The sequence below is a fragment of the Clostridium sp. AF32-7AC genome, assembly GCF_003477925.1.
GTDB lineage: Bacteria > Bacillota > Clostridia > Lachnospirales > Lachnospiraceae > Otoolea > Otoolea fessa.
The window spans coordinates 97,151-120,992 of sequence record NZ_QUEG01000003.1 but is presented as its reverse complement, the minus strand read 5'-3'; the positions used below and the strand labels follow the sequence as shown (position 1 = coordinate 120,992).

The window sequence follows — 23,842 nt, the reverse complement described above, 5'->3', positions numbered from 1 at the left end:
GAACCGAAAGTGCCGTAAGAAAACGTGGCGACAGCAGGAATTTGCCGTATTTAAATGCGAAGCCACGGCAAATTCCGTTACTGGGCATGTATGCGTGAACAGTAACAAAATAGTTTGCCGTTGCATTTTTTGTCAAATATTCGTATAATAGGTGTATTCTATATAATATTTTATTTCATTTGCGTGAACCGCTTTCCGGATTCCGAACGGCAGGCGTTTCAGTTATCTACGGAAGGGTCAGGAGGCATATATGGGAAATTTGGATAAAATAAAAAAGCTGGATCAGGAAATTGAAGCGCCGGCGGATTTTACGAGTCCGGAGGTACTGTATAATGAGTTGATTGCCGCCATTCGCAAGTACCATCCGTCGGATGACATCAGCATGATTGAGAAAGCGTACCAGATCGCGTATGACGCACACAAGGACCAGAGGCGTAAATCAGGTGAACCGTATATCATTCATCCGCTCTGTGTGGCGATCATTCTGGCGGATCTGGAGCTGGATAAAGAGACTCTGGTGGCAGGTATCCTGCACGATGTCGTGGAAGATACGGTCATGACAGAGGAGGAGATCACGGCGATCTTTGGCGAGGAGGTAGCACTTTTAGTAGACGGCGTTACCAAGCTGACCCAGATCTCGTGGACGATCGATAAAGTAGAGATTCAGGCGGAAAACCTGCGTAAGATGTTCTTAGCGATGGCGAAGGACATCCGGGTTATCCTGATTAAGCTGGCAGACCGTCTGCACAATATGCGGACGCTTCAATATATGAAGCCGGAAAAACAGAAAGAAAAGGCGCGTGAAACGATGGATATCTACGCGCCTATTGCTGATCGTCTCGGTATTTCCAAGATCAAGACCGAGCTGGATGATTTGTCTCTCAAATATCTCCAGCCGGAGGTTTACAAAGAATTGTCCGAAAAACTGGCGCTCCGTAAGGACACCAGGGAGGCGTTTATCCATAAGATTATGGATGAAGTCAAGAAACATATGGACGATGCGGGCATCGAAGCCAAGGTAGACGGCCGTGTGAAACATTTCTTCAGCATCTATAAAAAGATGGTAAACCAGGACAAGACGCTGGATCAGATCTATGATATTTTTGCGGTCCGGATTATCGTGGAGAGCGTGAAGGACTGTTATGCGGCGCTCGGTGTCATCCATGAGATGTACAAACCGATTCCGGGACGTTTTAAAGATTATATTGCCATGCCGAAACCGAATATGTACCAGTCGCTGCATACGACTCTGATTGGCAGCAGCGGACAGCCGTTTGAGATTCAGATCCGCACCTATGAGATGCACCGTACCGCTGAGTATGGTATCGCGGCACACTGGAAATATAAGGAGAGCGGCAGCAGCAAGGCGGCGATCGACAGCGCCGAGGCAAAGCTTTCCTGGCTGCGTGAGATCCTGGAATGGCAGCGGGATATGTCCGATAATAAAGAGTTCTTAAGTCTCTTAAAGAGTGATCTGGACCTCTTTACGGATGATGTATACTGCTTTACCCCGACGGGCGATGTCAAGAACCTGCCGAGCGGTTCCACCCCGATCGATTTTGCGTATTCGATCCACAGTGCGGTCGGCAACAAGATGGTTGGTGCCCGTGTCAACGGAAAACTGGTCAACATCGATTATGTCATTAAAAATGGTGACCGTGTCGAGATTATTACCTCCCAGAATTCCAAGGGACCGAGCCGCGACTGGCTGAAACTGGTTAAGAGCACACAGGCGAAGAATAAGATCAACCAGTGGTTCAAGAGCGAGCTGAAAGAGGACAATATTCTGCGCGGCCGTGCGCTTCTGGATAAATATTGTAAGGCGAAGGACATCAATTATTCAGAGTTAAATAAACCGGAATATATGGAAAAGGTCATGAAGCGCTATGCGTACCGTGACTGGGATTCCGTTCTGGCATCGATCGGACATGGCGCCCTCAAAGAGGGACAGGTCATCAACAAGATGCTGGATGAGCGCAACAAGAAGTTAAAGAAGGAAGTAACCGACACGACGATCCTCGATAACATGGCGTCGGATGGAAACAAGGTTCCGGTGATCGCAGCCGGGAAGTCGAAGAGCGGTATCGTTGTCAAGGGAATCCACGATCTGGCGGTTCGTTTTTCGAAGTGCTGCAGCCCGGTTCCGGGCGATGAGATCGTCGGATTTGTCACAAGGGGACGCGGTATCTCGATCCACCGGACGGACTGCATCAATGTGATGAATCTGCCGCAGGAAGAGCGTGAGCGCCTGATTGAAGCCGAGTGGCAGCAGCCGGAAGCACAGACGGGCACGGAAAAATACTCCACCGAAATCAAGATCTATGCGAACAACCGCATCGGCATGTTTGTGGATATTTCCAAGGTATTTACCGAGCGCCAGATCGACATTACCTCGATGAATGTGCGGACAAGTAAGCAGGGCAAGGCGACGATCGTCATGACGTTCGATATTCACGGAATTGAGGAATTAAATAAATTATCTGATAAACTCAGACAGATTGAAGGAGTATTAGATATAGAGAGAACTGCCGGATAAGCGGTTCTCTCTATATTTCACAGGTACTTACACCCTGTGAAAGTTTCACATATTATTAGGAGGAAAAGATGGAGATAAAACGGCTGATCGTGGGAATGGTCCAGACGAACTGTTATATTGCGGTGCATCCGGAGACGAAAGAAGCTGTGATTGTCGATCCGGGCGATGAGGCGGCGCGGATTGAGGATGCACTGGCGCAGACCGGAGCGAAGGCAAAGGCGATTCTGCTGACTCATGGACATTTTGACCATGTGACGGCGATGGAAGAGCTGAGACGGGATCTGGGCGTGCCGGTCTATGCCTGTGAGCAGGAGCAGGCGGTCTTGGCGGATCCGGATAAGAACCTGTCCGTCCAGTTTCAGGGCGGCGGTCTGCATCTGAAAGCGGATATGCTTTTGAAGGATGGAGAGACGTTCGAGGCAGCGGGCTACACGTTCCAGATGCTTCATACACCGGGACATACAGAAGGTTCCTGTTGTTATTATGTAAAATCAGAGAAGGTGCTGTTTTCGGGAGATACCTTATTTGAAGGTTCTTACGGACGCATCGATTTCCCGACTGGAAGCGGACGTCAGATGATTCATTCGGTGGCAGATATCCTTCTGAACCTGCCGGATGATACGAATGTATATCCGGGACACATGGGATATACGACGATCGCCGACGAAAAACAGTACAATCCGCTGGCGGGATACAGGGGGCGCGAAGCATGATAGCGATTTTGTTAAATGACGCGTCCTTTGAACAGGATATCCGTGAGCTCCTGATGGCATTTTATCCGGGCGAGACATTTACGCACAAGGAAGAGGAAGCCGGGGAGACGGAGCTGATTGTACGGGGAGTCCGGGACGGAAACTCGTTTTCACTGGATGTGACGCCGGTGAAGAAAGAAGCTGTTCACTTTGCTTTGATTTATCCGGATTTTTCCAACCGTTTTCAGACGAAAAATGAGATCAAACAGACGTTATACCGTCTTTTGAGTGCCCAGACCGGCAGAGAGCTTCCGTGGGGGACGCTTACCGGCATCCGTCCGACGAAGATTGCGCTCACGAAGCTGTATGATGGCTGGACGGACGAGCAGATCGAGACCTATATGCGCGAGACGTATTTCACCAGCAAGGAAAAGATCGATCTGAGCATCGACGTGGCGGAGCGCGAGAGACGCCTGCTGTCCACGATCGATTATGAGAATGGGTACAGCCTGTATGTGGGAATCCCGTTCTGTCCGACAACCTGCCTGTACTGTTCGTTTACGTCGTTTCCGATTGTGAAATGGGAAAAACGGATGGACCTCTACAAAGAGGCGCTTTTTAAGGAAATGGAATATGTGGCGGAGCAGATGAAGGATCGCCCGCTTTCGACCATCTATTTTGGAGGCGGCACACCGACCTCGTTAAATCCGCAGGATCTGGATGAGATCCTGACAAAGGTGGAAGAATTATTCCCGGTGGAACAGGCAGTTGAATTTACCGTTGAGTCGGGACGTCCGGACAGCATCACGCGCGAAAAGCTGCAGGTGCTCCGGAATCACGGCATTTCCCGTATTTCCATCAATCCGCAGACGATGAAGCAGGCGACGCTTGACCTCATCGGACGCCGTCATACGGTGGAGGATGTGAAGGAAAAATTCCTGCTGGCGCGGGAGTTGGGATTTGACAATATCAATATGGACCTGATCGTGGGTCTGCCGGAGGAGACGATCGACGATGTCCGCCAGACAATGGAGGAGATCAAGGCACTCAGACCGGACAGCGTGACGGTGCATTCGCTGGCGATCAAGCGCGCGGCGCGCCTGAATATCTATAAGGAGCGCTACGGAAATCTGAAGATTGTCAATACACAGGAGATGATTGACCTGACCGCGCAGTATGCCGAGGAGATGGGACTGAAACCGTACTATCTCTACCGCCAGAAAAATATGGCGGGCAATTTTGAAAATGTCGGTTATGCGGTTCCGGGCAAGGAATGTCTCTATAATATATTGATTATGGAAGAAAAACAGACGATCGCCGCCTGCGGTGCGGGAACGACCACCAAGGTTTATTTCCCGGCAGAAAACCGGATTGAGAGGGCGGAGAATGTCAAGGAAGTTGAGCAGTATATCGACCGGATCGATGAGATGATCGGGCGGAAAGAGAAGCTGCTTGGACGAAGAGAGTAAAAACGAAAAATTCACAGATACAGGGTGTCAGATGCAGAAAAACACTTTGTAACAGAGAAACATAAAAATCCAGTTTCCAGCATGGAAAAGTGAAGTTTCCTTTGCACAGGAAATATGGTTGCAGAAAGACATAGAAGGAGTTTGACACATGGCTTTAAAGAAAAAACCAGTTACAGGCATGAAGGACATTCTTCCGGGCGAGATGGAGATCCGGGATTATGTGCTGAATATCATCAAAGATACCTACCGCGGATACGGCTTCTCGGCGATCGAGACTCCGTGCGTGGAGCACATTGAGAACCTGACCAGCAAGCAGGGCGGCGACAATGAGAAGCTGATCTTCAAGATTTTAAAGAGAGGCGAGAAGCTGAACGTCGAGGCAGCACAGACAGAGGCAGATGTTGTAGACGGTGGTCTCCGCTATGACTTAACTCTGCCGCTCAGCCGTTATTATGCAAACAATTCTGCTAATTTATCAGCGCCGTTCAAGGCGCTGCAGGTCGGAAGCGTATGGCGTGCCGATCGTCCGCAGAAGGGACGTTTCCGTCAGTTTGTACAGTGTGATATCGATATTTTAGGTGATGCGACAAACCTGGCTGAGATCGAGGAGATTCTGGCGCTTACCAAGGCGCTGAAGCGCATCTGCCCGGACAAGGCATACACTGTCCGCGTCAATGACCGTGCGATCTTAAAGGGCATGGCAGATTACAGCGGATTCCCGGAAAATGAGACCGATAAGGTATTTATCATTCTCGATAAGATGGATAAGATCGGTCTGGACGGTGTCCGCGAAGAGCTGCTTGCAGAAGGTTATGCGCCAGAGGCGGTTGAGAAATACACCGGACTTCTGGCGGAGATTCAGAACGATGCGGCAGGCGTCCGCGCGCTGGGCGAGAAGCTCTCCGGCGTGATGGATCCGGCAAAGGCGGAGAATCTGGCAACGATCATGGAGACTGTTAAAGCGGTTGCAGACATCGAATTCGGTCTTGAATTTGACCCGACGCTGGTGCGCGGCATGGGCTACTATACCGGAACGATTTTTGAGGTTTCCATGGAAGGCTTCGGCGGCTCCGTTGCAGGCGGCGGACGTTACGACAAGCTGATCGGCAAATTTACCGGCGTCGATACACCGGCGTGTGGATTCTCCATCGGTTTTGAGCGTATCATCACGATCCTGATGGATTCCGGTTTCAAAGTACCGGAGGCAGCCGGCAAGAAAGCATTCCTGTATGAGAAAGGTTTAAGCGGCGAGCAGTTCCGTGCCGTCTTAAAGAAAGCACAGGAAGAGCGCGCTAACGGCACCCGCGTGGCAGTCGCACAGATGAACAAGAACAAGAAATTCCAGAAGGAGCAGCTGGCGAAGGACGGCTACGAGGAGATCGTGGAATTTTACAAAGACAGTTTGAAGTGATTCAGTTTTTGAATTTTTCAGATAAAACTATAATAAACGGAGGAAATATTATCATGGCAGAATCTATGGCAGGACTGAAACGTTCCCATCGCTGTACCGAGCTGGGAACTGCCAATATCGGTGAGAAAGTAACCGTTATGGGCTGGGTTCAGAAGAGCAGAAATAAAGGCGGCATTATTTTCGTGGATCTGCGGGATCGTTCCGGTATCCTGCAGCTGATCTTCGAGGAAGCTGACTGCGGCGCTGAGAGCTTTGCAAAGGCAGAAAAGCTGAGAAGCGAGTTCGTTATCGCCGTAACCGGACGCGTAGAGGCACGTTCCGGTGCAGTAAATGAAAACTTAAAGACAGGTGCGATTGAGATCCGCGCGGATTACCTCCGCATTCTGGCAGAGTCTGAGACACCGCCGTTCCCGATCGAGGAGAACTCCAAGACCAAAGAGGATCTTCGCCTGAAATACCGTTACCTGGATCTGAGACGTCCAGATATCCAGAGAAACCTGATGACAAGAAGCCGCGTGGCTATCCTGACCCGTGCATTCTTAGCAGAGGAAGGCTTCCTTGAGATTGAGACTCCGACTCTGATTAAAAGTACTCCGGAGGGCGCGAGAGACTACCTGGTACCGAGCCGTGTACATCCGGGCAGCTTCTATGCACTGCCGCAGTCTCCGCAGCTGTTAAAACAGCTTCTGATGTGTTCTGGATATGACCGCTACTTCCAGCTGGCACGCTGCTATCGTGACGAGGACTTAAGAGCCGATCGTCAGCCTGAGTTTACCCAGATCGATATGGAGCTTTCCTTCGTTGACGTTGAGGACGTTCTGGATGTCAATGAGCGTCTGTTAAAGAAGCTCTTCAAGGAGATCTGCAATTACGATCTGCAGCTTCCGATCCAGCGTATGACCTGGCGCGAGGCAATGGATCGTTTCGGTTCCGATAAGCCGGATCTGCGTTTCGGCATGGAGCTGAAAAACGTATCGGATGTAGTAAAAGACTGCGAGTTCGTTGTATTTAAGAGTGCACTGGAAAATGGCGGCTCTGTCCGCGGTATCAACGCAGAAGGACAGGGCGCTATGCCGAGAAAGAAGATCGATGCGCTGGTTGAGTACGCAAAAGGCTTTGGTGCAAAAGGTCTTGCATATCTGGCAATCCATGAGGACGGTACCTACAAGTGCTCCTTCTCCAAGTTCATGAAGCCGGAAGAGCTGGATGCACTGGTGGCTGCTATGGGCGGTAAGCCGGGCGATCTGCTTCTGTTCGCAGCTGACAAGGATAAAGTTGTATTTGATGTACTTGGAAACTTACGTCTGGAGATCGCTAGACAGCTTGACCTCTTAAAGAAGGATGATTTCAAGTTCCTGTGGGTAACCGAGTTCCCGCTGCTTGAATATTCAGAGGAAGAGGATCGCTACGTAGCTATGCACCATCCATTTACCATGCCGATGGAAGAGGATCTTCCGCTGATCGATACCGATCCGGGCAAGGTACGTGCAAAAGCATACGATATCGTCCTGAACGGTACCGAGATGGGCGGCGGTTCTGTCCGTATCCATCAGGCAGACATCCAGGAGAAGATGTTTGAGGTACTTGGATTCACGAAGGAGAAAGCACAGGAGCAGTTCGGCTTCCTGTTAGACGCATTCAAATACGGAGTACCGCCGCACGCTGGTCTGGCTTACGGTATGGACCGTATGGTTATGCTGATGGTCGGCGCAGACAGCATCCGCGACGTCATCGCATTCCCGAAGGTAAAAGATGCTTCCTGCCTGATGATGGAAGCACCGTCTCAGGTTGATCCGAAACAGCTTGAAGATCTTTCCATTGGTGTGGTCGAGAGCGATGAAGCGGAGAAGACCGAAGAATAAAATATAAGATATGGAACAGCCTGGGAAGACTGTGAAATAGAAAGCAAACAGGGCTGGATGAGAAATGCAGGGAAATACTGGATTTTGTCGGACAGTCCTGTTTTGCGTGTGAGATGAAAAAGTTCCATTTGTCCTTGGCAACTGAATATATAAATTGCTTGCATTGGGGAGCCCAGGAGGATGGAAAAGGATTTTGTCTACAGTCTGAGAATGTGCCAAGGCACATTCTTTTTTATAATAGGCGCTTTTCTATATGTGGCAGAAACTATGAATCTTTTGTGAACCTATGGAATCTCCCACCCGAATCTGCTAAAATACAGACAGATTGAGAATGTAATCAGGATATGACAGCGTGGAAAGAGGTTCTGTCATACACGGCAGAGTAAAATAAATGAGGTGAAGATTTTATGGATAAGATTAAAATACTGGTCGTGGACGATGAGGCGAGGATGCGGAAGCTGGTGAAGGACTTCCTTTCGATTAAAGGGTATCAGGTGCTGGAAGCCGGGGACGGCGAGGAGGCGGTGGATCTGTTTTTCCAGCAGAAGGACATTGCGCTGATTCTTCTGGATGTGATGATGCCGAAGATGGACGGCTGGGAGGTTGTGAAGACGATCCGCAAGTATTCGCAGGTGCCGATCATCATGCTGACGGCGAGAGGCGAGGAGAGCGACGAGCTGCAGGGCTTTAATCTGGGCGTGGATGAGTATATTTCCAAACCGTTCAGTCCGAAGATCCTGGTCGCACGTGTGGAGGCGATCCTGCGCCGCAGCAACGGCGGCAGCCAGGATGTGATCGATGTGGGCGGCATCCACATTGATAAGACGGCACATCAGGTCAGTGTGGATGGAAAACCGGTGGATTTAAGCTACAAGGAATTTGAGCTGATGACGTATTTTGCAGAGAATCAGGGAATTGCGCTTTCGAGAGAAAAAATTCTGAATAATGTATGGAATTATGATTATTTCGGCGATGCGCGGACGATCGATACGCATGTGAAGAAGCTTCGGAGTAAGCTGGGCGAGAAAGGCGAGTACATCAAGACGATCTGGGGCATGGGCTACAAATTTGAGGTAAGCGAATGAAACGTTCGGTCCGATGGAAATTTACAATCATATTTGCCGGGTTGATGACGGTTGCAATCGCGCTTATCTGGTGTATCAATAACTGGTTTCTGTCCGGATATTACCAGAATTATAAGATTCATACGCTGGAAAAGGGATATCGGGCGATTGACGCGATTATCCAGGATGAGGTCCGGAATGGCGAGAGTTCGCTGGAGGACGCACAGGCGGAGCTGAATTCGGGTTGGAAAGAGTACCAGAAGTCGAAAGATGGAAGTTCTGATATGGACAGTGCGGATGGCGGTTCGGCTCAGTCTGGTAAAAATGGAACCGGTGATAGGGCTGGCGATGAGACACAGGATGCGCTGGGTGAATATGCGGAAGGTGACACGGTGGTGCTGGAGGATGACTCGGAGGATGCATCGGCGGATGTACTGGATAGGGAGGAAGCTTCGAGCGGCGGTGTCCGGCTGGCAAATGTGATCCGCGAGCTGCGTGACCGGTCGAATATTTCCCTGCTTTTATATGACAGCGAGAGTGACCAGACACTCGTCTCCTCGGCGCGGGATGTGGAAGTCATGCGTGACCGGGTGCGGCGCTATATCGTCGGTCATGCGGGGGCGAAGCGGGATGTATTGCGGGAATATGACAACTACATGATTCAGAAGACGTTTGACCCGCTCAGCAAGACGTTTTATCTGGAAAGCTGGGGATTTTTCTCGGATAATGCGACCATTTTCATCATGACGATGCCGATGGAGAGCATCCATGAGAGCGCGGCTATCTCAAACCGGTTTCTGATGTTTGTTGGAATCGTGGTAATTCTGGCGGGAAGTATTCTGATTTATTTTATTACCCGGCACATTACAATGCCGATCAAACGGCTGTCGGAGCTGTCGGAAAAGATGTCGAACCTGGATTTTGATGCCCGCTATGAGACAAGCCGCCGCTCGACGGAGGAAATTGATACGCTTGGAAACAGCATGAATGTGCTTTCGGAGCGCCTCAAGACAACGATCGGGGAACTGAAAGAGGCGAATGCACAGCTTAAAAAGGATATTGACGAGAAAGTGCAGATCGATGAGATGCGGAAGGAGTTCATTGCGAATGTGTCGCATGAGTTAAAGACGCCGATCGCGCTGATTCAGGGCTATGCGGAAGGACTCGTCGAGGGCATGGCGGAGGACAAGGAGAACCGCGATTATTACTGCGGCGTTATCATGGACGAGGCTGGAAAAATGAATCGGATGGTGCGCCAACTTCTGACCTTGACGGCGCTGGAATTTGGGGGAGAACGGCTGTCTGTGGAGCGGTTTGACCTGACGGAGCTGATTGCCAGTGTGATTTCTTCTTCCGGTGTGCTGCTTAAGCAGAATGAGCTGACTGTGGATTTTGACGGGAAGGAACCAGTCTACGTCATGGGCGATGAATTTAAAATAGAGGAAGTCATCACCAATTACCTGACGAACGCGATTCATCATGTGGGTGGCAGGGAGAAGAAGATTCAGATTCGGATTGACCACCGGCGCGATGGAAAAGAGGTTTGCGTGGAAGTATTTAACACGGGAAATCCGATCCCGGACGAAGCGCTTCCGAACCTTTGGACGAAGTTTTACAAGGTAGATAAAGCGAGAACGCGGGAATATGGCGGCAGCGGCATCGGGCTTTCGATCGTCAAGGCGATCATGGAGATGCACCATAAGGCGTGCGGTGTGAAGAACCATGAGAACGGTGTGGAGTTCTGGTTTACGCTGGACACGGCTGGTGAAAAATGAAAATAAAATTTTGCCAGAGACAGAATCTTAGAATTATGAAATATGTTTCAGAATCGTGATTTGCATTATATATGAGATGATATAAAAAACACTTGAAAATACAGGGAATTTCGGCAGCCTGGGGCAAAAATATTTTGTCCCAATATGGTTGAAATTCCCTGTATTTTTGCGTTTTTTTGTCCGAAATTAAAATCTTAAATAAATATAAAAGATCCGTCATTTCCTTGACAACGAAAAGAAAAGAAAATATAATAATAACGTAACAAGATTTAATAATTATGTAACATTTCGACCGATAGATAACACCACAGCGATTGGGACTCGATTCTTTTGTTTCAGCAATATCTGCGGGAATCACAAAATCTAATTAAGGAGTTTTGAAGCATGAATTTAAATAGAACAAAGAAACTTTTCAGTATGGTATGCGTGTGCTCAATGCTGACCATTGGCAGCGCGCAGGCAGCTTTTGCGGGGCCGTCTACAGGTTATGAGAGCGACATGGTGGCAACCGTGGCAGCAGACCTTTCGATCTATGCGGATGAGGATGAAAACTCAGAAGTAGTAGCGATGGCTGAAAAGGGCGAGTCCTATGACGTAGTTGGAAAGGCAGATGACAGCTGGATCAAGGTAGCGGCCGGTGAGATGGAAGGCTATTTGAAGGTTCAGAGTAGCGTTATGCTCAGCAAGGCAGAGGAAGCAGCTGCAGTCGCAGATGCATTTGTCGCAGAGCAGAGCAATCTCTCGACCAGAGAGCAGTTAGTCAATTATGCACTGCAGTTTGTAGGTGGACGTTATAAATTTGGCGGCAGCGACCCGCACACAGGGGTTGACTGTTCTGGTTTTACGAAATATGTGATGCAGCACGGTGCCGGTGTGAGCCTGAACCGTTCTTCAACTTCCCAGTCCAAGCAGGGTACAGCAATCAGCGCTGACCAGATGCAGCCGGGCGACCTGATTTTCTACGGAAGCGGAAGAGGTATCAACCATGTAGCGATGTATATCGGCGACGGCAAAGTGGTACATGCTTCAACTGAAAGAACTGGCATCAAGACTTCCCCATGGAACTACCGCACACCGGTTAAGATTGTGAACGTGCTGGGTTAAGAATGAATTTACGAAACATCTGCATTGAACCTTTTCATGAAAAAAGGGTTGGATGCAGATGTTTTTTGATTTCATAGGAAATTGCGTCCGATGAAACAAAAAAATATTACTGGCATAAAAAGTAAGAATTACCCTGCATACTTTCGCAGTAAAATTCCATACTAAGACCTGTAACAAGAAAGTGACGGTTAAGCGGCTGTTCACAGGAAGCCGGAACCGACACGTAGAAAACCTGACAGGGCAGGAATTTAGGAGGAATGACTTATGTCAAGCAAAAACAGTTACAGCAACTATGATAACAGTGCCGAGAAAAACAGCACCAAAAATGCATCCAAGAACAGCTCTAATTATGGTTCCAACCAGAGCCAGAACCGCATGCAGAACCAGAGCCAGAACCGCATGCAGAACCAGAGCCAGAACCGTTCCAGAAATAGCTCTAAAAACCAGTATCAGGACAAGACAGAGGATGATTACAGCGATTGTGACTGATGAGATAGGCAGATAAGAGAAAAAATAGTGAATGCCGGGAATGCGGAATATCCACCGTTTCCCGGCATTTGTTCGTTTCATAGGAAATTACGTCCTATGAAACAAAAAACGCTCCGCTAGGATGTGCACTTGCGCAAAGCAGAAACATGTCGCAAGCGACCGCGCGAGACACCCGGATGTGCCAAGGCACAGTCTTTTGTACTTTCGTGCCAATGGAAGAGGCTGCCGCATCTCCTCCGACACCTGTCCGCCGGACAAAGCATATATTAATATTACATAGAGTTAAAAAAGAAATCGGGTTCTGTCAGAAACCGTTTTTGTATAAAATGAGGAGGGATGACGGATGTATCAGACCATACCGGTGCGGTATCTGGACGCGTGGCTGGAGCAAGGGTACACGGGACGGCTGATTGACCTTCGGACGCCGGAAGAATATAATGTGTCTCACCTCTGCGAGGCGGAAAATATTCCATTTTTATGGCTTCAGGATAACCGGCAGACACTTACAGGTGAACGTCCGCTTCTGTTTTACTGTGCGCGGGGGAGTGAAAGCCTTCTGGTGTGCGGCTGGTATGACCGGATGGGATATGAAGTTTATAATCTGGGCGGCGGTTACCGCTTTTATCAGGGGAAGTATCAGTGCAGCCTGAGATAGACACTTTTGCCGCGGCTTTTCATTGACAGATGCAGACCAGTCAACTAGAATAAAAATGGTGAAGACTGTAATGAAAATAAAAGGATTCTTTGCATGAAATGATTTGGCAATGAATCCACAGAGAGATAAGAGGAAAAAAGATTGGAACGATATGAACTGATTGCTCCCTGTCATTTTGGACTGGAAGCAGTGTTAAAAAAAGAGGTAGTGGATCTGGGCTATGAGGTTACCGAGGTGGAAAATGGTCGCGTAACCTTTATCGGCGATGCGGAGGCGATCTGCCGTGCGAATATTTTTCTGCGGACGGCGGAGCGCGTCCTTTTAAAAGTGGGAAGCTTCAAGGCAGTGACCTTTGACGAGCTGTTTGAGGCGACTCGTGCGATTCTGTGGGAGAAATATCTTCCGAAGGACGGTAAATGCTGGGTTAAAAAGGCGTCGTCTATTTCGAGTAAGCTGTTCAGCCCGTCGGATATCCAGAGAATTATGAAAAAGGCGATTGCCCGTCATATGCAGGAATATTACGATCTGGACCGGATGCCGGAGACGGGCAATGAATATCCGCTGCGCGTCTTTTTCTATAAGGATCAGGTGACAGTCGGTATCGATACGAGCGGCGAGTCGCTGCACAAGCGCGGTTACCGTCAGATGACGAGTAAGGCGCCGATCACGGAAACACTGGCAGCGGCGCTGATTCTTCTGACTCCGTGGAAAGCGGACCGGATTCTGGTCGATCCGTTCTGCGGAAGCGGTACTTTCCCAATCGAGGCGGCGATGATCGCGGCCAATATGGCACCGGGCATGAACCGTTCCTTCCTGTCGGAGAGCTGGACAAACCTGATTCCGAAGAAATGCTGGTACGACGCGATCGATGAAGCGACCGAGATGGTGGATGATACCGTAAAGGTAGACATTCAGGGCTACGATATTGACGGCGAGGTAATCAAGGCGGCGCGGGAAAATGCGGAGAGAGCCGGAGTGGATCACATGATTCATTTCCAGGAGCGCCCGGTGGCGCAGCTGAGCCATCCGAAGAAATATGGCTTTATTATCACAAACCCGCCTTACGGCGAGCGTATCGAGGAGAAAAAGAACCTTCCAGCGCTCTATAAGACGATCGGTGAACGGTTTAAGGCGCTGGATTCCTGGTCGATGTACCTGATTACCGCGTATGAGGACGCAGAGCGCTATATTGGCAGGAAAGCGGACAAGAACCGGAAAATCTACAATGGTATGATGAAGACGTATTATTATCAGTTTATGGGTCCGAAGCCGCCGAGAAGAAAAACGGGGGATCAGGTTGAAGCGTAATGTTTTCTATGGGGCGCTTCTGGTGCTTCTGCTGGGATTTCTGGTACGCGAGAACCGTCTGATTCATATTCCGAAGCAGGTGGAAAAGACGGAGGAGAGCGCCGAGTGGCAGCCGGAGTGGTATGAGCAGATGGCCGAGGAGATTAATGACAGCCCGATCACGCTGGAAGTCGATGGAACAATGGTCGATCCGCAGCTTGGAAGCTTGAGAATGTCGCAGGACGGGCAGTTTATGATACCGTATGGGATGCTGCCGGACGCGCTTTCCTGTGCGGCGCTTCTCTACGATGGAAACCGGCTTGTGATGGAGCGCGGCAATACTCATGCGGAGATGACGGTCGGAAGCCCGGAACTTTTGCTTGGGGAGGAGAGCCAGACGATTGCAGCACCCCCAGAGTGGGAAAATGGAATCCTGTATGTGCCGCTTGAGGCGGTGACGGAGGTATTTTCCTATGAAGAAAATTGGGATGCAGAGAACCGGAAAATGGAACTGACCGGGTCAGAGGATCCAGCCACGTTTTTGTCGGAATCCTATGATTACCGGAAGGCTGGCCGGGCACCGGCGGTTAAAAACCAGGGGAGTCTCGGAACGTGCTGGGCGTTTGCATCGGTAATGGCGCTGGAAAGTCGTGTCCGGCCGGAGTGGAATGTCAGCTTTTCGGAGGATCATATGTCCCTCCGGAACAGCTTCCATTTTTCACAGAATGCCGGGGGTGAGTATACGATGTCGATGGCGTATCTGCTGGCGTGGCAGGGGCCGGTGCTGGAAGAACAGGATCCATACGGCGACGGCTATTCGCCTGACGGTTTAAGCCCTGCTTGTCATGTGCAGGAGATACAGGTGTTGCCGGAGAAGGATTATGAGGCGGTTAAACGGGCGGTTTATCTGTACGGAGGCGTTCAGAGCTCCCTGTATACGGCGATGGTCAGTGACCGCGACGACACGCATTATTACCGGAAAGAGACAGGGGCGTACTGGTATAATGGCGATGAGAAGCCAAATCATGACGTTGTGATCATCGGCTGGGATGACCACTATTCGAGAGACAATTTTAACCAGCCGCCGGAGGGGGATGGCGCGTTTATCTGCGCCAACAGCTGGGGCGGCGAATTTGGGGACGATGGGTATTTTTACGTGTCCTACTATGATACAAATATTGGGATCCACAACATTCTCTATTCTGGAATCGAGTCGGCAGATAATTACGACCACATTTACCAGACAGATCTGTGCGGCTGGGTCGGGCAGCTCGGTTACGGAAAAGAATCGGCATTTTTTGCCAATATTTATACGGCAGAGGAGAAAGAAGAGCTGGAGGCAGTCGGTTTCTATGCAACCGGGGAAAATACATCGTATCAGGTATATACCGTGACGGACGCCGAGGGCAGCTCCCAGTTCGGGCGGCGCAGAAAGGTGGCTTCCGGGGAGGTTGTGAACGCCGGATATTATACGGTTTTGCTGGATAAGACGGTGACGCTGGAGGCAGGCGAACGGTTTGCCGTGATTGTCGAGATCACGACGCCGGGAGCGATTCATCCGGTGGCGATCGAGTACAGTTCGTCGGATAAGGGACTGACGGTCGATTTAAGCGACGGTGAAGGCTATATCAGTTACCGCGGTTCCTCCTGGGAGCGCGTGGAGGCGGAGCAAAACTGCAATGTGTGTTTGAAAGCGTATACGAGAAATGTGGATTCCTGGAATTGATTGCTGGTACGGATGTGAAGGTATGGCGGAAGCCGTTTTTGAAGAACGGTGATTCGGAATGTCGGGATATGAAAAGCCATGCTGTTTGAGGATAAAGGAGCGAGGAAAAGTGAGCGAGAAAATTATATTTGCGACGGGAAATGCGGGAAAGCTGAAAGAGATCCGTGAGATTTTAAAGGATTTAAACCGTGAGATTGTTACGATGCGCGAGGCTGGATTTGAAGGCGAGATCGAGGAAAATGGAACCACCTTCCGCGAGAATGCAGAGATCAAGGCGAAGGCAGTCTGGGAGAAGACGGGCGGCATTGTGCTGGCAGATGATTCTGGACTGGTGATAGATTATTTAAACGGCGAGCCGGGCGTTTATTCAGCGCGGTATTTAGGGGACACACCGTATGAGGAAAAGAACCGGATTTTGATTGAGCGCGTGAAGGATGCAAAAGGAAAAGAGCGGAGCGCCCGTTTTATGTGCAATATCGCGGCAGTGCTGCCGGATGGCAGAGTGCTTCACACAGAAGCGGCGATGGAGGGCGAGATTGCAAAGGAAGCGGCTGGAAACGGCGGATTTGGATATGATCCGATTCTCTGGCTGCCGGAGTACGGCAAAACGTCAGCAGAGCTCACGATGGAGGAGAAAAACCGTATCAGCCACCGGGGCAAGGCGCTGGAGCGGATGAAAGATGCGCTGAAGGAGGCGCTTGGCGAGAGATGAAAAAGATATTAATTACAAGCGACACCCACCGTCGGGATGGTAATCTGCTGGAAGTCATCCAGAATGAAGCACCGTTTGACATGTTCATTCATCTGGGTGACGCCGAGGGAAGTGAGGACATGATTACATCGTGGTGTAAGGAGCAGAACCCGGACTGCGAGGTCTATATGGTGCTGGGAAATAATGATTTTTTCTCCCATCTGGACCGTGAGAAGGAGATTTCGATTGGAAAATACCGCACATTTCTGACCCACGGTCATTTTTATAGCGTATCGGTTGGGACGGAGCGCCTGATCGATGAGGCACAGGATCGCGGCGTGCAGATTGCGATGTTTGGACATACCCACAAGCCGTATCTGGAGCGGCGCGGGGATCTGACTGTGTTGAATCCGGGCAGTCTTTCATTTCCGCGCCAGGAGGGCAGACGCCCGAGCTACATGCTCATGGATCTGGATGACGAGGGCGAGGCGCATTTTACGACCTGTTATTTGTAGAGGTCTGTTACTGGGCACATATGCGTGTCACTGTTCACGCATACGTGCCCAGTAACTATGCGTGAACAGAAACCGAAAAAGCAAATATCCGCATATTGACGCATTTTCGGTAAATTGTTATAATGAGAGAGATTGTGAAAAAGGTACTTATCAATGATTCAATCAACCCAATAAAGATGCCGGGGACGGAGGTTTCGTTTCCGAGGCAGGAGTATGACATGAAACTGGAAGCTTTAATTCAAAATATGACGGATCAGATCAAAGAGGCGCAGCTAAAACTTGGTTATGCCAGGGAGACGATGCGCCTTTATTATCCGCTTTCTTCCCTGAATGCGATGCTGGAGATGCAGGAGACGGATATCCGGGAGCTGGCGAAGAAGATACGGCATGAGCTGGAGGCGAAGAAGGAGAAAATGGGAGATACCCAGATTCGGATCCACGCCGATCGGATCGTCTTTACGATCCCGCCGGATTTTGTGGAGTATGTCCATGAGCAGGTGCCGGAACCGCCGTTTTTAAAAGAGCTGATTCAGTTGTTTCGGGAAAAGCACGCCTGCACAAAGGAAGAGATTACCGCTGTGTTTGAAAAATTCGGCGCGTATGAGTGCCGGCAGATGCCGGACGGCATGGATTTTGATTATGTCATTTATTTTACAGACAGCAGCATCGATGCATATGATTACTGCATCCGTGAGGAGATGGGGCACACGATTTACCACCGATTTGCACGGGCTGATTTTGAGGCATTGATGACGATTCAATAAAAAGGAGATTAGACGGATGGAAAACGAGACAAAGCAGACAAATACGAATGAACAGGAGCCGGATATCTTCGCACAGAAGTTAAGAGAGGCAGATTCCTTATATGCCATTCTTTCCGGATGTACGAAAGAGCCGTATGTATACTGTGATCCGGAAACAATGGATGATGCCATCCTGCTGTTTACGGACGAAGAGGGCGCAAAGGTAGGCGCACAGAAGCTGGCAGAGCAGCAGATTCCGGTAGGAATCGCGAAGGTAGACAGAAAGAGCCTTCTGCTTTTCTATACCAGCCTTTACACGATGGGTGTCAATGCTATCCAGGTACACGTGGGCGAGGAGCAGAAGATGATTCAGCTGACCGAGTTTGTAAGACGCAAAGACCCGGAGGAGAGCAAGAATGGAAAAGTCTGGGTGGAGAACCCGGAGCTGCACCTGACGATGCTTTACTATATGCAGGATCTGCGCCGTCATCCAAATCAGGAGATTACGCCGGAATTAAACGATTTACAGGAGGAGATCGGCGCGCACTTCACGAAGGGCCGCTATATCGTGCCGCTTCCAGAGGAAGGAAATGGCATTCCGCTGGTTAAATTAAAGAGCGGAGATATTTTCCAGCCGATCTTTACGGATGTGATCGAGTTCCAGCGTTTCAACCGTGAGAAGAAATTCCGCCCGGTTGTCGTAGATGCGCTCAAGCTGGCTCAGGTACTCCCGGAGGAGGCAAAGGGCATCGTTCTCAATCCGCTGGGCGTTAATATGCCGCTGACCGTACAGAAAGTAAAGAAGCAGCCGGAAGCACCGGTCCAGAAGCCGGTATCCGTAGAGGCACAGATCGACGCAGCTATCCGCGAGGTTCAGGCAGAGGCTGGACGGGAGTAGGAAAGGAAAGAGTATATGTATCAGGCAGCAGACGCAAGATATGATGGAATGACCTACAACCGCTGCGGCAGCAGCGGACTCAGGCTTCCGGCAGTTTCGCTGGGATTCTGGCATAATTTTGGCAGCACCGGCGTCTATGAGACAATGCGGAAGCTGTGTTTTACCGCTTTTGACAATGGCGTCACGCACTTTGACCTTGCCAACAATTATGGACCGGAGCCGGGAAGTGCTGAGGAAAATCTGGGACGGATTGTAAAGGAAAATTTCATGCCATATCGAGACGAGCTGATCATCAGCACGAAAGCCGGATACGAGATGTGGAACGGCCCTTATGGAAACTGGGGCAGCCGCAAATACCTGCTTGCAAGCCTCGATCAGAGCCTTACACGCCTGGGACTTCCGTATGTAGACATTTTCTATCATCACCGGATGGACCCGGAGACGCCCCTTGAGGAGACGATGGGAGCACTCGATCAGGCAGTTAAGAGCGGAAAAGCTCTCTATGCAGGACTTTCCAACTACAATGGACAAAAAATGCAGGAAGCCGCTGCGATCCTGCGTGATCTGAAATGCCCGTTCGTCATCAATCAGAACCGCTACAGCATCTTTGACCGCACGATCGAAAACAACGGCTTAAAAGAAGCCGCTGTCAAAGAAAAGAAAGGTCTGATTGCATTCAGCCCGCTTGCACAGGGAACCTTAACCGACCGTTATCTGTACGGCATCCCAGCCGACAGCCGCGTCATGACCGACGGCAGATTTCTCAAAAAAGACCAGCTCACCGAAGAAAAAATCAGCCAGATCCGCGCCCTCAACGAGATGGCTGGACAGAGAGGCGAAAAACTCTCCCAGATGGCGCTCAAATGGGTCATGAAGGATCCTGTGGTAACCAGCGTTCTCATCGGTGCGTCCAAACCGGAGCAGATATTAGATAATCTGAAAATGTTGGATGGGGCACCGTTGAGCGAGGAAGAGCTGCTTAAAATCGATCAAATTTGTGGAATAAAATAAACAGAAAACGCCCAGCGGCGCAATTATGCGTACCCGCTGGGCGTTTCCGTCCGTGTTGGCAAACCATATCTATTTAACCGCCACAACCACCCTATTCGGCAGGCAAACCAGCGATTCCCCACTCTCTGAAACGGTTCCCTGCTTCACACAGAGCTTGTCCGGGCAGTCTGCCTCTTCGATCCGGGCACATCCATCTTGAATCACCAGATGATTTTGTCCCCCCTGATACCCGTCGATCCAGGTGTCTATCTCCTCATCCAGCCGGTAGGTGGCGACGGTTGTTCCATTGACACTGACATCAACGGTAAAAGCATCCTTCTGGCGCTGCAAGCGCACAACCAGAAAACCGATGAGTATGACGGCTAGAAGAACCAGAATCAAAACAAAATCATTTCTATTTTTCTTTGATTTCATCAATAAATGCCTCCGCTCCATCCGAGTAAATCAGTTCATAATCATCCGTGATAAAATAAGCATAAATGCCATCCATCGAATTGATGAGTTCCAGACCCTTATCCAGTCCCATCGAGAAACAGGTCGTGCTGAGTACATCGCCGTCCATCGAACGCGGGGAGACGATCGTCACGGAGACCAGTCCGTTCTGGTACGGATAGCCTGTTTTCGGGTTTAACAGGTGATGGTAATTGACACCGTTTTTTTCAAAATGGCGCTCATAGACGCCGGAGGAGACAACGGACATGTCATCAATATTCAGATCGGCAAAGACCGTTGCATAGTCGGCAAACGGTTTCTGCAGCCCGATGCGGAACGGCTGGTGGTTTGTGCGCTCACCGACACAGAGTACGTTGCCGCCCAGGTTGATGATGGCGCTTTCGACGCCGGATTCGGTCAGATAGTCTTTCATGCGGTCGGCAATGTAGCCCTTGGCGATGGAGCCGAGGTCAATCGTCGTGTCCGGGGAGAGGAAGGTTAAAGTATTTCCGTCAAGTTTCACATTTTTCCAGTTGACGCGTTCTGCCGCCGCTGTTATGTCATCCTCCGCCGGGATCACGTGCTCGTCGCTGGTAAAATTCCAGAGAGAACTGAGCGGTTCGATCGTCAGGTCGTAGGCACCATGGGAAACCTCACTGTAATGCAGTCCTTCAGAAATCATCGCCGCCATATCGTCGGAGACGGTAAAAGTCGTCTCGTCGGCACTGCGGTGGTTTAACTTGTAAAGCTCGCTGCCCTCGATCGTCTTGCTGAAACGGTTTTCGTACTCCTGGCACATGTCCACACAGTGGTCAAGGATCGCTTCATCCTGCGAATCATAGAGTGTGATGTTGACAAATGTATTCAGCAGAAACGCGGAACGGCTGATCGGCTCCCGGCGGGATTTGCTGAAAAGAAGCGCCGCGCCGCAGCCAAAAAATACGACGGCAAGAAGTGTCAGAAGCGCGGATAAATCCTTTTTTTTCATAAAGAGCTCCATTCTTAAAAATATCGAAAATTCGGTTTGAAACTATGTTTGCAAAAATGTCTGCAACTACTCTAACAAAGGTTGATAGGAAAGTCAAGATTACGGCCCAGAAACTAAATGCACCGGCAGCCAGAACGTTACTGGGCACGTATGCGTGAACAGTAACGCCAGAACTGTATCGTACGGAATTTTTAGTTCAGAAAATTCCTATCTGTGAACCGTTACGCGCTTTACAAAACTAAAAATTTTTACTAATATATTTATAGAGGTATACAGAGGAGGAAGAAATGCAGAAAAAAGGACGAGCAGGCACATCCAGAGCCGGAAAAATCGCTTTATATGGAATGATGACAGCGCTGGCATTTCTGCTGAGCTATGTTGAGACCCTGATACCGATCAACCTGGGCGTTCCGGGGGTCAAGCTGGGATTGGCGAATCTGGCGTCGATCGTGAGCCTGTATCTGCTGGGAGCCGGTGCGGCAGCGGCGATTGCATTGGTGCGTATCGTGCTGGTAGGATTTACATTTGGAAACCTGTCGATGATGCTGTATAGTCTGGCAGGTGCTGCGGTCAGCCTTCTTCTGATGGTGGTGTTCCGCCGGTTGGACTGGTTCGGCGTGACCGGTGTCAGCATCCTGGGTGGTGCGGGACACAACATCGGGCAGCTTATCGTGGCGGCGCTGGTGGTGGAAAATGCGAGTCTGTTCTACTATCTTCCGGTGCTTCTGGCAGCCGGAACGGCAGCGGGGGCGCTGATTGGGCTTCTCGGAGGAATCCTGGTAAACCGCTTAAAATGTCTGGATTTGACAAAATTTATGTAAATGGAAGTCACAAGAGTAAGAGGATGTACAGTGACTGTTCATATGCAGGCATTTTTGGAACCGAAAATGCCATGAGATAAGGTGGCGCAATGGTATACGGGCAGCTAAAGTTATAAAAAGGATAAGAATGAAACAGCAAGGTTGTTTTTCAGTCAGGAGGATAGGGTATGGCAGTATATGAAGCAATCAGAAATTTAGTACAGTACGGAGTCAATACGGGGCTTCTTCAGGAGTCGGATCGCATTTACGCGACGAACCAGATTCTCGAGGTTCTGGGACTGGATGAATATGAAGAACCACAGGGCGCATGCAGGGAGATTTCACTGGAAGAGACGTTGGATGCCCTGCTTGATTATGCACATGAGACGGGCGTTTTGAAGGAGGACGGCGTGGTGTACCGCGATCTGTTCGACACGAAGCTGATGAACTGCCTGATGCCGCGCCCGAGCGAGGTGATTGGACATTTCTGGAAATTGTATGAGGAATCGCCGGAGGCGGCAACCAATTATTATTACAAATTGAGCCAGGATTCCAATTACATCCGCCGTTACCGTGTTTCCAAAGATATGAAATGGAAAACAGATACAAAATACGGGGAGCTGGACATCACGGTTAATTTATCTAAGCCGGAGAAAGATCCGAAGGCAATCGCGGCAGCCAAACTGGCAAAGCAGAGCGGTTATCCGAAATGCCTCTTATGCAAGGAAAATGAAGGCTATGCCGGACGTGTCAACCATCCGGCGCGCAATAACCACCGCATTATCCCGATCACGGTCAATGACAGCCAGTGGGGCTTTCAGTATTCGCCGTATGTGTATTACAATGAGCACTGCATCGTGTTCAACGGTGTGCACACGCCGATGAAGATCGAACGGGCAACGTTTGTCAAATTGTTTGATTTTGTGAAATTGTTCCCGCACTATTTTCTGGGGTCCAATGCGGATCTGCCGATCGTCGGCGGTTCGATTTTAAGTCACGACCATTTCCAGGGCGGACATTACACGTTTGCGATGGCAAAAGCGCCGATTGAACAGAAATTTGAGATGGAAGGCTTCGAGGATGTGGAAGCCGGAATCGTTAAATGGCCGATGTCAGTTCTGCGGACCCGTTCCAAGAATCCGGACCGCCTGATTGATCTTGGCGAAAAAGTGCTGTGTGCATGGCGCAGCTATACGGATGAGGATGCCTTTATTTATGCCGAGACGGACGGAGAACCGCACAACACGATCACGCCGATTGCCAGAAAGAATGGCGATTTCTATGAGCTGGATCTGGTGCTCCGCAATAACATCACGACGGATGAGTATCCGCTTGGTGTTTACCATCCGCACGCGAAGCTGCATCACATCAAGAAAGAAAATATCGGTCTGATCGAGGTCATGGGTCTGGCGGTGCTCCCGTCCAGATTGAAACAGGAGCTTGCCGATCTGGCGGAGGCGATCCTTTCCGGAGGCGATATCCGTTCCAATCCAGAGCTTGAAAAGCATGCGGACTGGGTGGATGAGTTCCTGCCGAAGTATGAGCATATAACAAGTGAAAATATAAACGAAATCCTGCAAAAAGAGGTAGGTCTTGTCTTTGAGCAGGTACTGGAAGACGCGGGCGTATATAAGTGTACGCCGGAAGGCAGGGAGGCATTTGCCCGGTTCCTGCGCTCAGTGGGCTTCCGATAA

The 23,842-nt window shown here is 50.0% G+C and carries 21 protein-coding genes; 19 read left to right on the top strand and 2 right to left on the bottom strand.

Features of this window, described 5'->3' with window-relative positions; genetic code table 11:
* The first annotated feature begins 250 nt into the window (after positions 1-250).
* The 17 genes from DWZ45_RS06240 (at position 251) to DWZ45_RS06160 (ending at position 19,928) form a co-directional block, all read left to right on the top strand.
* Positions 251-2,536, top strand: coding sequence for a bifunctional (p)ppGpp synthetase/guanosine-3',5'-bis(diphosphate) 3'-pyrophosphohydrolase (locus DWZ45_RS06240; protein WP_022359323.1), 2,286 nt, complete (start codon positions 251-253; stop codon positions 2,534-2,536).
* A gap of 68 nt (positions 2,537-2,604) precedes the next feature.
* Positions 2,605-3,249, top strand: a complete 645-nt coding sequence (locus tag DWZ45_RS06235) for an MBL fold metallo-hydrolase (RefSeq protein WP_022359324.1) — start codon at positions 2,605-2,607, stop codon at positions 3,247-3,249.
* Entirely contained in the window at positions 3,246-4,697 is a 1,452-nt protein-coding gene (hemZ, locus tag DWZ45_RS06230) for a coproporphyrinogen dehydrogenase HemZ (protein WP_118468152.1), read from the top strand. The genes DWZ45_RS06235 and hemZ overlap by 4 nt, the downstream gene beginning before the upstream one ends.
* Positions 4,698-4,845: 148 nt before the next feature.
* Positions 4,846-6,108: a histidine--tRNA ligase gene (gene hisS, locus DWZ45_RS06225; RefSeq protein WP_107000509.1), complete on the top strand. Its 1,263-nt coding sequence runs from the start codon at positions 4,846-4,848 to the stop codon at positions 6,106-6,108.
* A gap of 53 nt (positions 6,109-6,161) precedes the next feature.
* Complete coding sequence (gene aspS, locus DWZ45_RS06220; RefSeq protein WP_107000508.1) at positions 6,162-7,970, top strand: aspartate--tRNA ligase; 1,809 nt, start codon at positions 6,162-6,164, stop codon at positions 7,968-7,970.
* Positions 7,971-8,377: 407 nt separating this feature from the next.
* The gene (locus DWZ45_RS06215; protein ID WP_022359328.1) at positions 8,378-9,055 is read left to right on the top strand and encodes a response regulator transcription factor; all 678 of its coding nucleotides are present in this window, start codon (positions 8,378-8,380) and stop codon (positions 9,053-9,055) included.
* Complete coding sequence (locus DWZ45_RS06210) at positions 9,052-10,809, top strand: HAMP domain-containing sensor histidine kinase (RefSeq protein WP_118468150.1); 1,758 nt, start codon at positions 9,052-9,054, stop codon at positions 10,807-10,809. The genes DWZ45_RS06215 and DWZ45_RS06210 overlap by 4 nt, the downstream gene beginning before the upstream one ends.
* A gap of 384 nt (positions 10,810-11,193) precedes the next feature.
* Positions 11,194-11,913, top strand: a complete 720-nt coding sequence (locus DWZ45_RS06205; RefSeq protein WP_022359330.1) for a C40 family peptidase — start codon at positions 11,194-11,196, stop codon at positions 11,911-11,913.
* A gap of 264 nt (positions 11,914-12,177) precedes the next feature.
* Positions 12,178-12,402 carry a hypothetical protein gene (locus DWZ45_RS06200; protein WP_118468148.1) on the top strand — a complete coding sequence of 75 codons (225 nt, stop codon included), beginning with the start codon at positions 12,178-12,180 and terminating at the stop codon, positions 12,400-12,402.
* Positions 12,403-12,745: 343 nt separating this feature from the next.
* On the top strand, positions 12,746-13,057 hold the full coding sequence (locus DWZ45_RS06195; RefSeq protein ID WP_022359332.1) for a rhodanese-like domain-containing protein: 312 nt from the start codon (positions 12,746-12,748) through the stop codon (positions 13,055-13,057).
* Between the two features lie 141 nt (positions 13,058-13,198).
* Positions 13,199-14,365 (top strand): class I SAM-dependent RNA methyltransferase, encoded by a 1,167-nt coding sequence (locus DWZ45_RS06190; protein WP_118468146.1) that lies wholly within the window; start codon positions 13,199-13,201, stop codon positions 14,363-14,365.
* Positions 14,355-16,070 (top strand): lectin like domain-containing protein, encoded by a 1,716-nt coding sequence (locus DWZ45_RS06185; protein WP_118468144.1) that lies wholly within the window; start codon positions 14,355-14,357, stop codon positions 16,068-16,070. The genes DWZ45_RS06190 and DWZ45_RS06185 overlap by 11 nt, the downstream gene beginning before the upstream one ends.
* A 109-nt stretch (positions 16,071-16,179) precedes the next feature.
* A complete protein-coding gene (gene rdgB / locus DWZ45_RS06180) occupies positions 16,180-16,782 on the top strand; it encodes an RdgB/HAM1 family non-canonical purine NTP pyrophosphatase (protein WP_107000503.1) in 603 nt (200 codons plus the stop codon).
* A complete protein-coding gene (locus DWZ45_RS06175) occupies positions 16,779-17,276 on the top strand; it encodes a metallophosphoesterase (protein ID WP_117796169.1) in 498 nt (165 codons plus the stop codon). The genes rdgB and DWZ45_RS06175 overlap by 4 nt, the downstream gene beginning before the upstream one ends.
* Positions 17,277-17,410: 134 nt before the next feature.
* Positions 17,411-18,040: a DUF3877 family protein gene (locus DWZ45_RS06170; RefSeq protein ID WP_182426639.1), complete on the top strand. Its 630-nt coding sequence runs from the start codon at positions 17,411-17,413 to the stop codon at positions 18,038-18,040.
* Between the two features lie 16 nt (positions 18,041-18,056).
* Positions 18,057-18,917, top strand: a complete 861-nt coding sequence (locus DWZ45_RS06165) for an SseB family protein (protein ID WP_118468140.1) — start codon at positions 18,057-18,059, stop codon at positions 18,915-18,917.
* A 15-nt stretch (positions 18,918-18,932) separates the two neighbouring features.
* Entirely contained in the window at positions 18,933-19,928 is a 996-nt protein-coding gene (locus DWZ45_RS06160; RefSeq protein ID WP_107000500.1) for an aldo/keto reductase, read from the top strand.
* Positions 19,929-19,997: 69 nt separating this feature from the next.
* Here the strand turns inward: DWZ45_RS06160 and DWZ45_RS06155 are convergent, their stop codons facing one another.
* Together DWZ45_RS06155 and DWZ45_RS06150 are read right to left on the bottom strand one after the other, a co-directional pair.
* On the bottom strand, positions 19,998-20,342 hold the full coding sequence (locus DWZ45_RS06155; RefSeq protein ID WP_181357182.1) for a NusG domain II-containing protein: 345 nt from the start codon (positions 20,340-20,342) through the stop codon (positions 19,998-20,000).
* Positions 20,323-21,348: an FAD:protein FMN transferase gene (locus tag DWZ45_RS06150; protein WP_118468138.1), complete on the bottom strand. Its 1,026-nt coding sequence runs from the start codon at positions 21,346-21,348 to the stop codon at positions 20,323-20,325. The genes DWZ45_RS06155 and DWZ45_RS06150 overlap by 20 nt, the downstream gene beginning before the upstream one ends.
* A 287-nt stretch (positions 21,349-21,635) precedes the next feature.
* On the opposite strand from DWZ45_RS06150, the gene DWZ45_RS06145 reads away from it, so the two are divergent.
* Together DWZ45_RS06145 and galT are read left to right on the top strand one after the other, a co-directional pair.
* Complete coding sequence (locus DWZ45_RS06145) at positions 21,636-22,169, top strand: Gx transporter family protein (RefSeq protein ID WP_022359343.1); 534 nt, start codon at positions 21,636-21,638, stop codon at positions 22,167-22,169.
* Between the two features lie 167 nt (positions 22,170-22,336).
* A complete protein-coding gene (galT, locus tag DWZ45_RS06140; RefSeq protein WP_118468136.1) occupies positions 22,337-23,842 on the top strand; it encodes a UDP-glucose--hexose-1-phosphate uridylyltransferase in 1,506 nt (501 codons plus the stop codon).

What these genes read in the sequence shown, in the direction of transcription:
- DWZ45_RS06240 (WP_022359323.1), top strand. Translation starts at nt 251, where the DNA reads ATGGGAAATTTGGATAAAATAAAAAAGCTGGATCAGGAAATTGAAGCG.
- DWZ45_RS06235 (WP_022359324.1), top strand. Translation starts at nt 2,605, where the DNA reads ATGGAGATAAAACGGCTGATCGTGGGAATGGTCCAGACGAACTGTTAT.
- hemZ (WP_118468152.1), top strand. Translation starts at nt 3,246, where the DNA reads ATGATAGCGATTTTGTTAAATGACGCGTCCTTTGAACAGGATATCCGT.
- hisS (WP_107000509.1), top strand. Translation starts at nt 4,846, where the DNA reads ATGGCTTTAAAGAAAAAACCAGTTACAGGCATGAAGGACATTCTTCCG.
- aspS (WP_107000508.1), top strand. Translation starts at nt 6,162, where the DNA reads ATGGCAGAATCTATGGCAGGACTGAAACGTTCCCATCGCTGTACCGAG.
- DWZ45_RS06215 (WP_022359328.1), top strand. Translation starts at nt 8,378, where the DNA reads ATGGATAAGATTAAAATACTGGTCGTGGACGATGAGGCGAGGATGCGG.
- DWZ45_RS06210 (WP_118468150.1), top strand. Translation starts at nt 9,052, where the DNA reads ATGAAACGTTCGGTCCGATGGAAATTTACAATCATATTTGCCGGGTTG.
- DWZ45_RS06205 (WP_022359330.1), top strand. Translation starts at nt 11,194, where the DNA reads ATGAATTTAAATAGAACAAAGAAACTTTTCAGTATGGTATGCGTGTGC.
- DWZ45_RS06200 (WP_118468148.1), top strand. Translation starts at nt 12,178, where the DNA reads ATGTCAAGCAAAAACAGTTACAGCAACTATGATAACAGTGCCGAGAAA.
- DWZ45_RS06195 (WP_022359332.1), top strand. Translation starts at nt 12,746, where the DNA reads ATGTATCAGACCATACCGGTGCGGTATCTGGACGCGTGGCTGGAGCAA.
- DWZ45_RS06175 (WP_117796169.1), top strand. Translation starts at nt 16,779, where the DNA reads ATGAAAAAGATATTAATTACAAGCGACACCCACCGTCGGGATGGTAAT.
- DWZ45_RS06165 (WP_118468140.1), top strand. Translation starts at nt 18,057, where the DNA reads ATGGAAAACGAGACAAAGCAGACAAATACGAATGAACAGGAGCCGGAT.
- DWZ45_RS06160 (WP_107000500.1), top strand. Translation starts at nt 18,933, where the DNA reads ATGTATCAGGCAGCAGACGCAAGATATGATGGAATGACCTACAACCGC.
- DWZ45_RS06155 (WP_181357182.1), bottom strand. Translation starts at nt 20,342, where the DNA reads ATGAAATCAAAGAAAAATAGAAATGATTTTGTTTTGATTCTGGTTCTT.
- DWZ45_RS06150 (WP_118468138.1), bottom strand. Translation starts at nt 21,348, where the DNA reads ATGAAAAAAAAGGATTTATCCGCGCTTCTGACACTTCTTGCCGTCGTA.
- DWZ45_RS06145 (WP_022359343.1), top strand. Translation starts at nt 21,636, where the DNA reads ATGCAGAAAAAAGGACGAGCAGGCACATCCAGAGCCGGAAAAATCGCT.
- galT (WP_118468136.1), top strand. Translation starts at nt 22,337, where the DNA reads ATGGCAGTATATGAAGCAATCAGAAATTTAGTACAGTACGGAGTCAAT.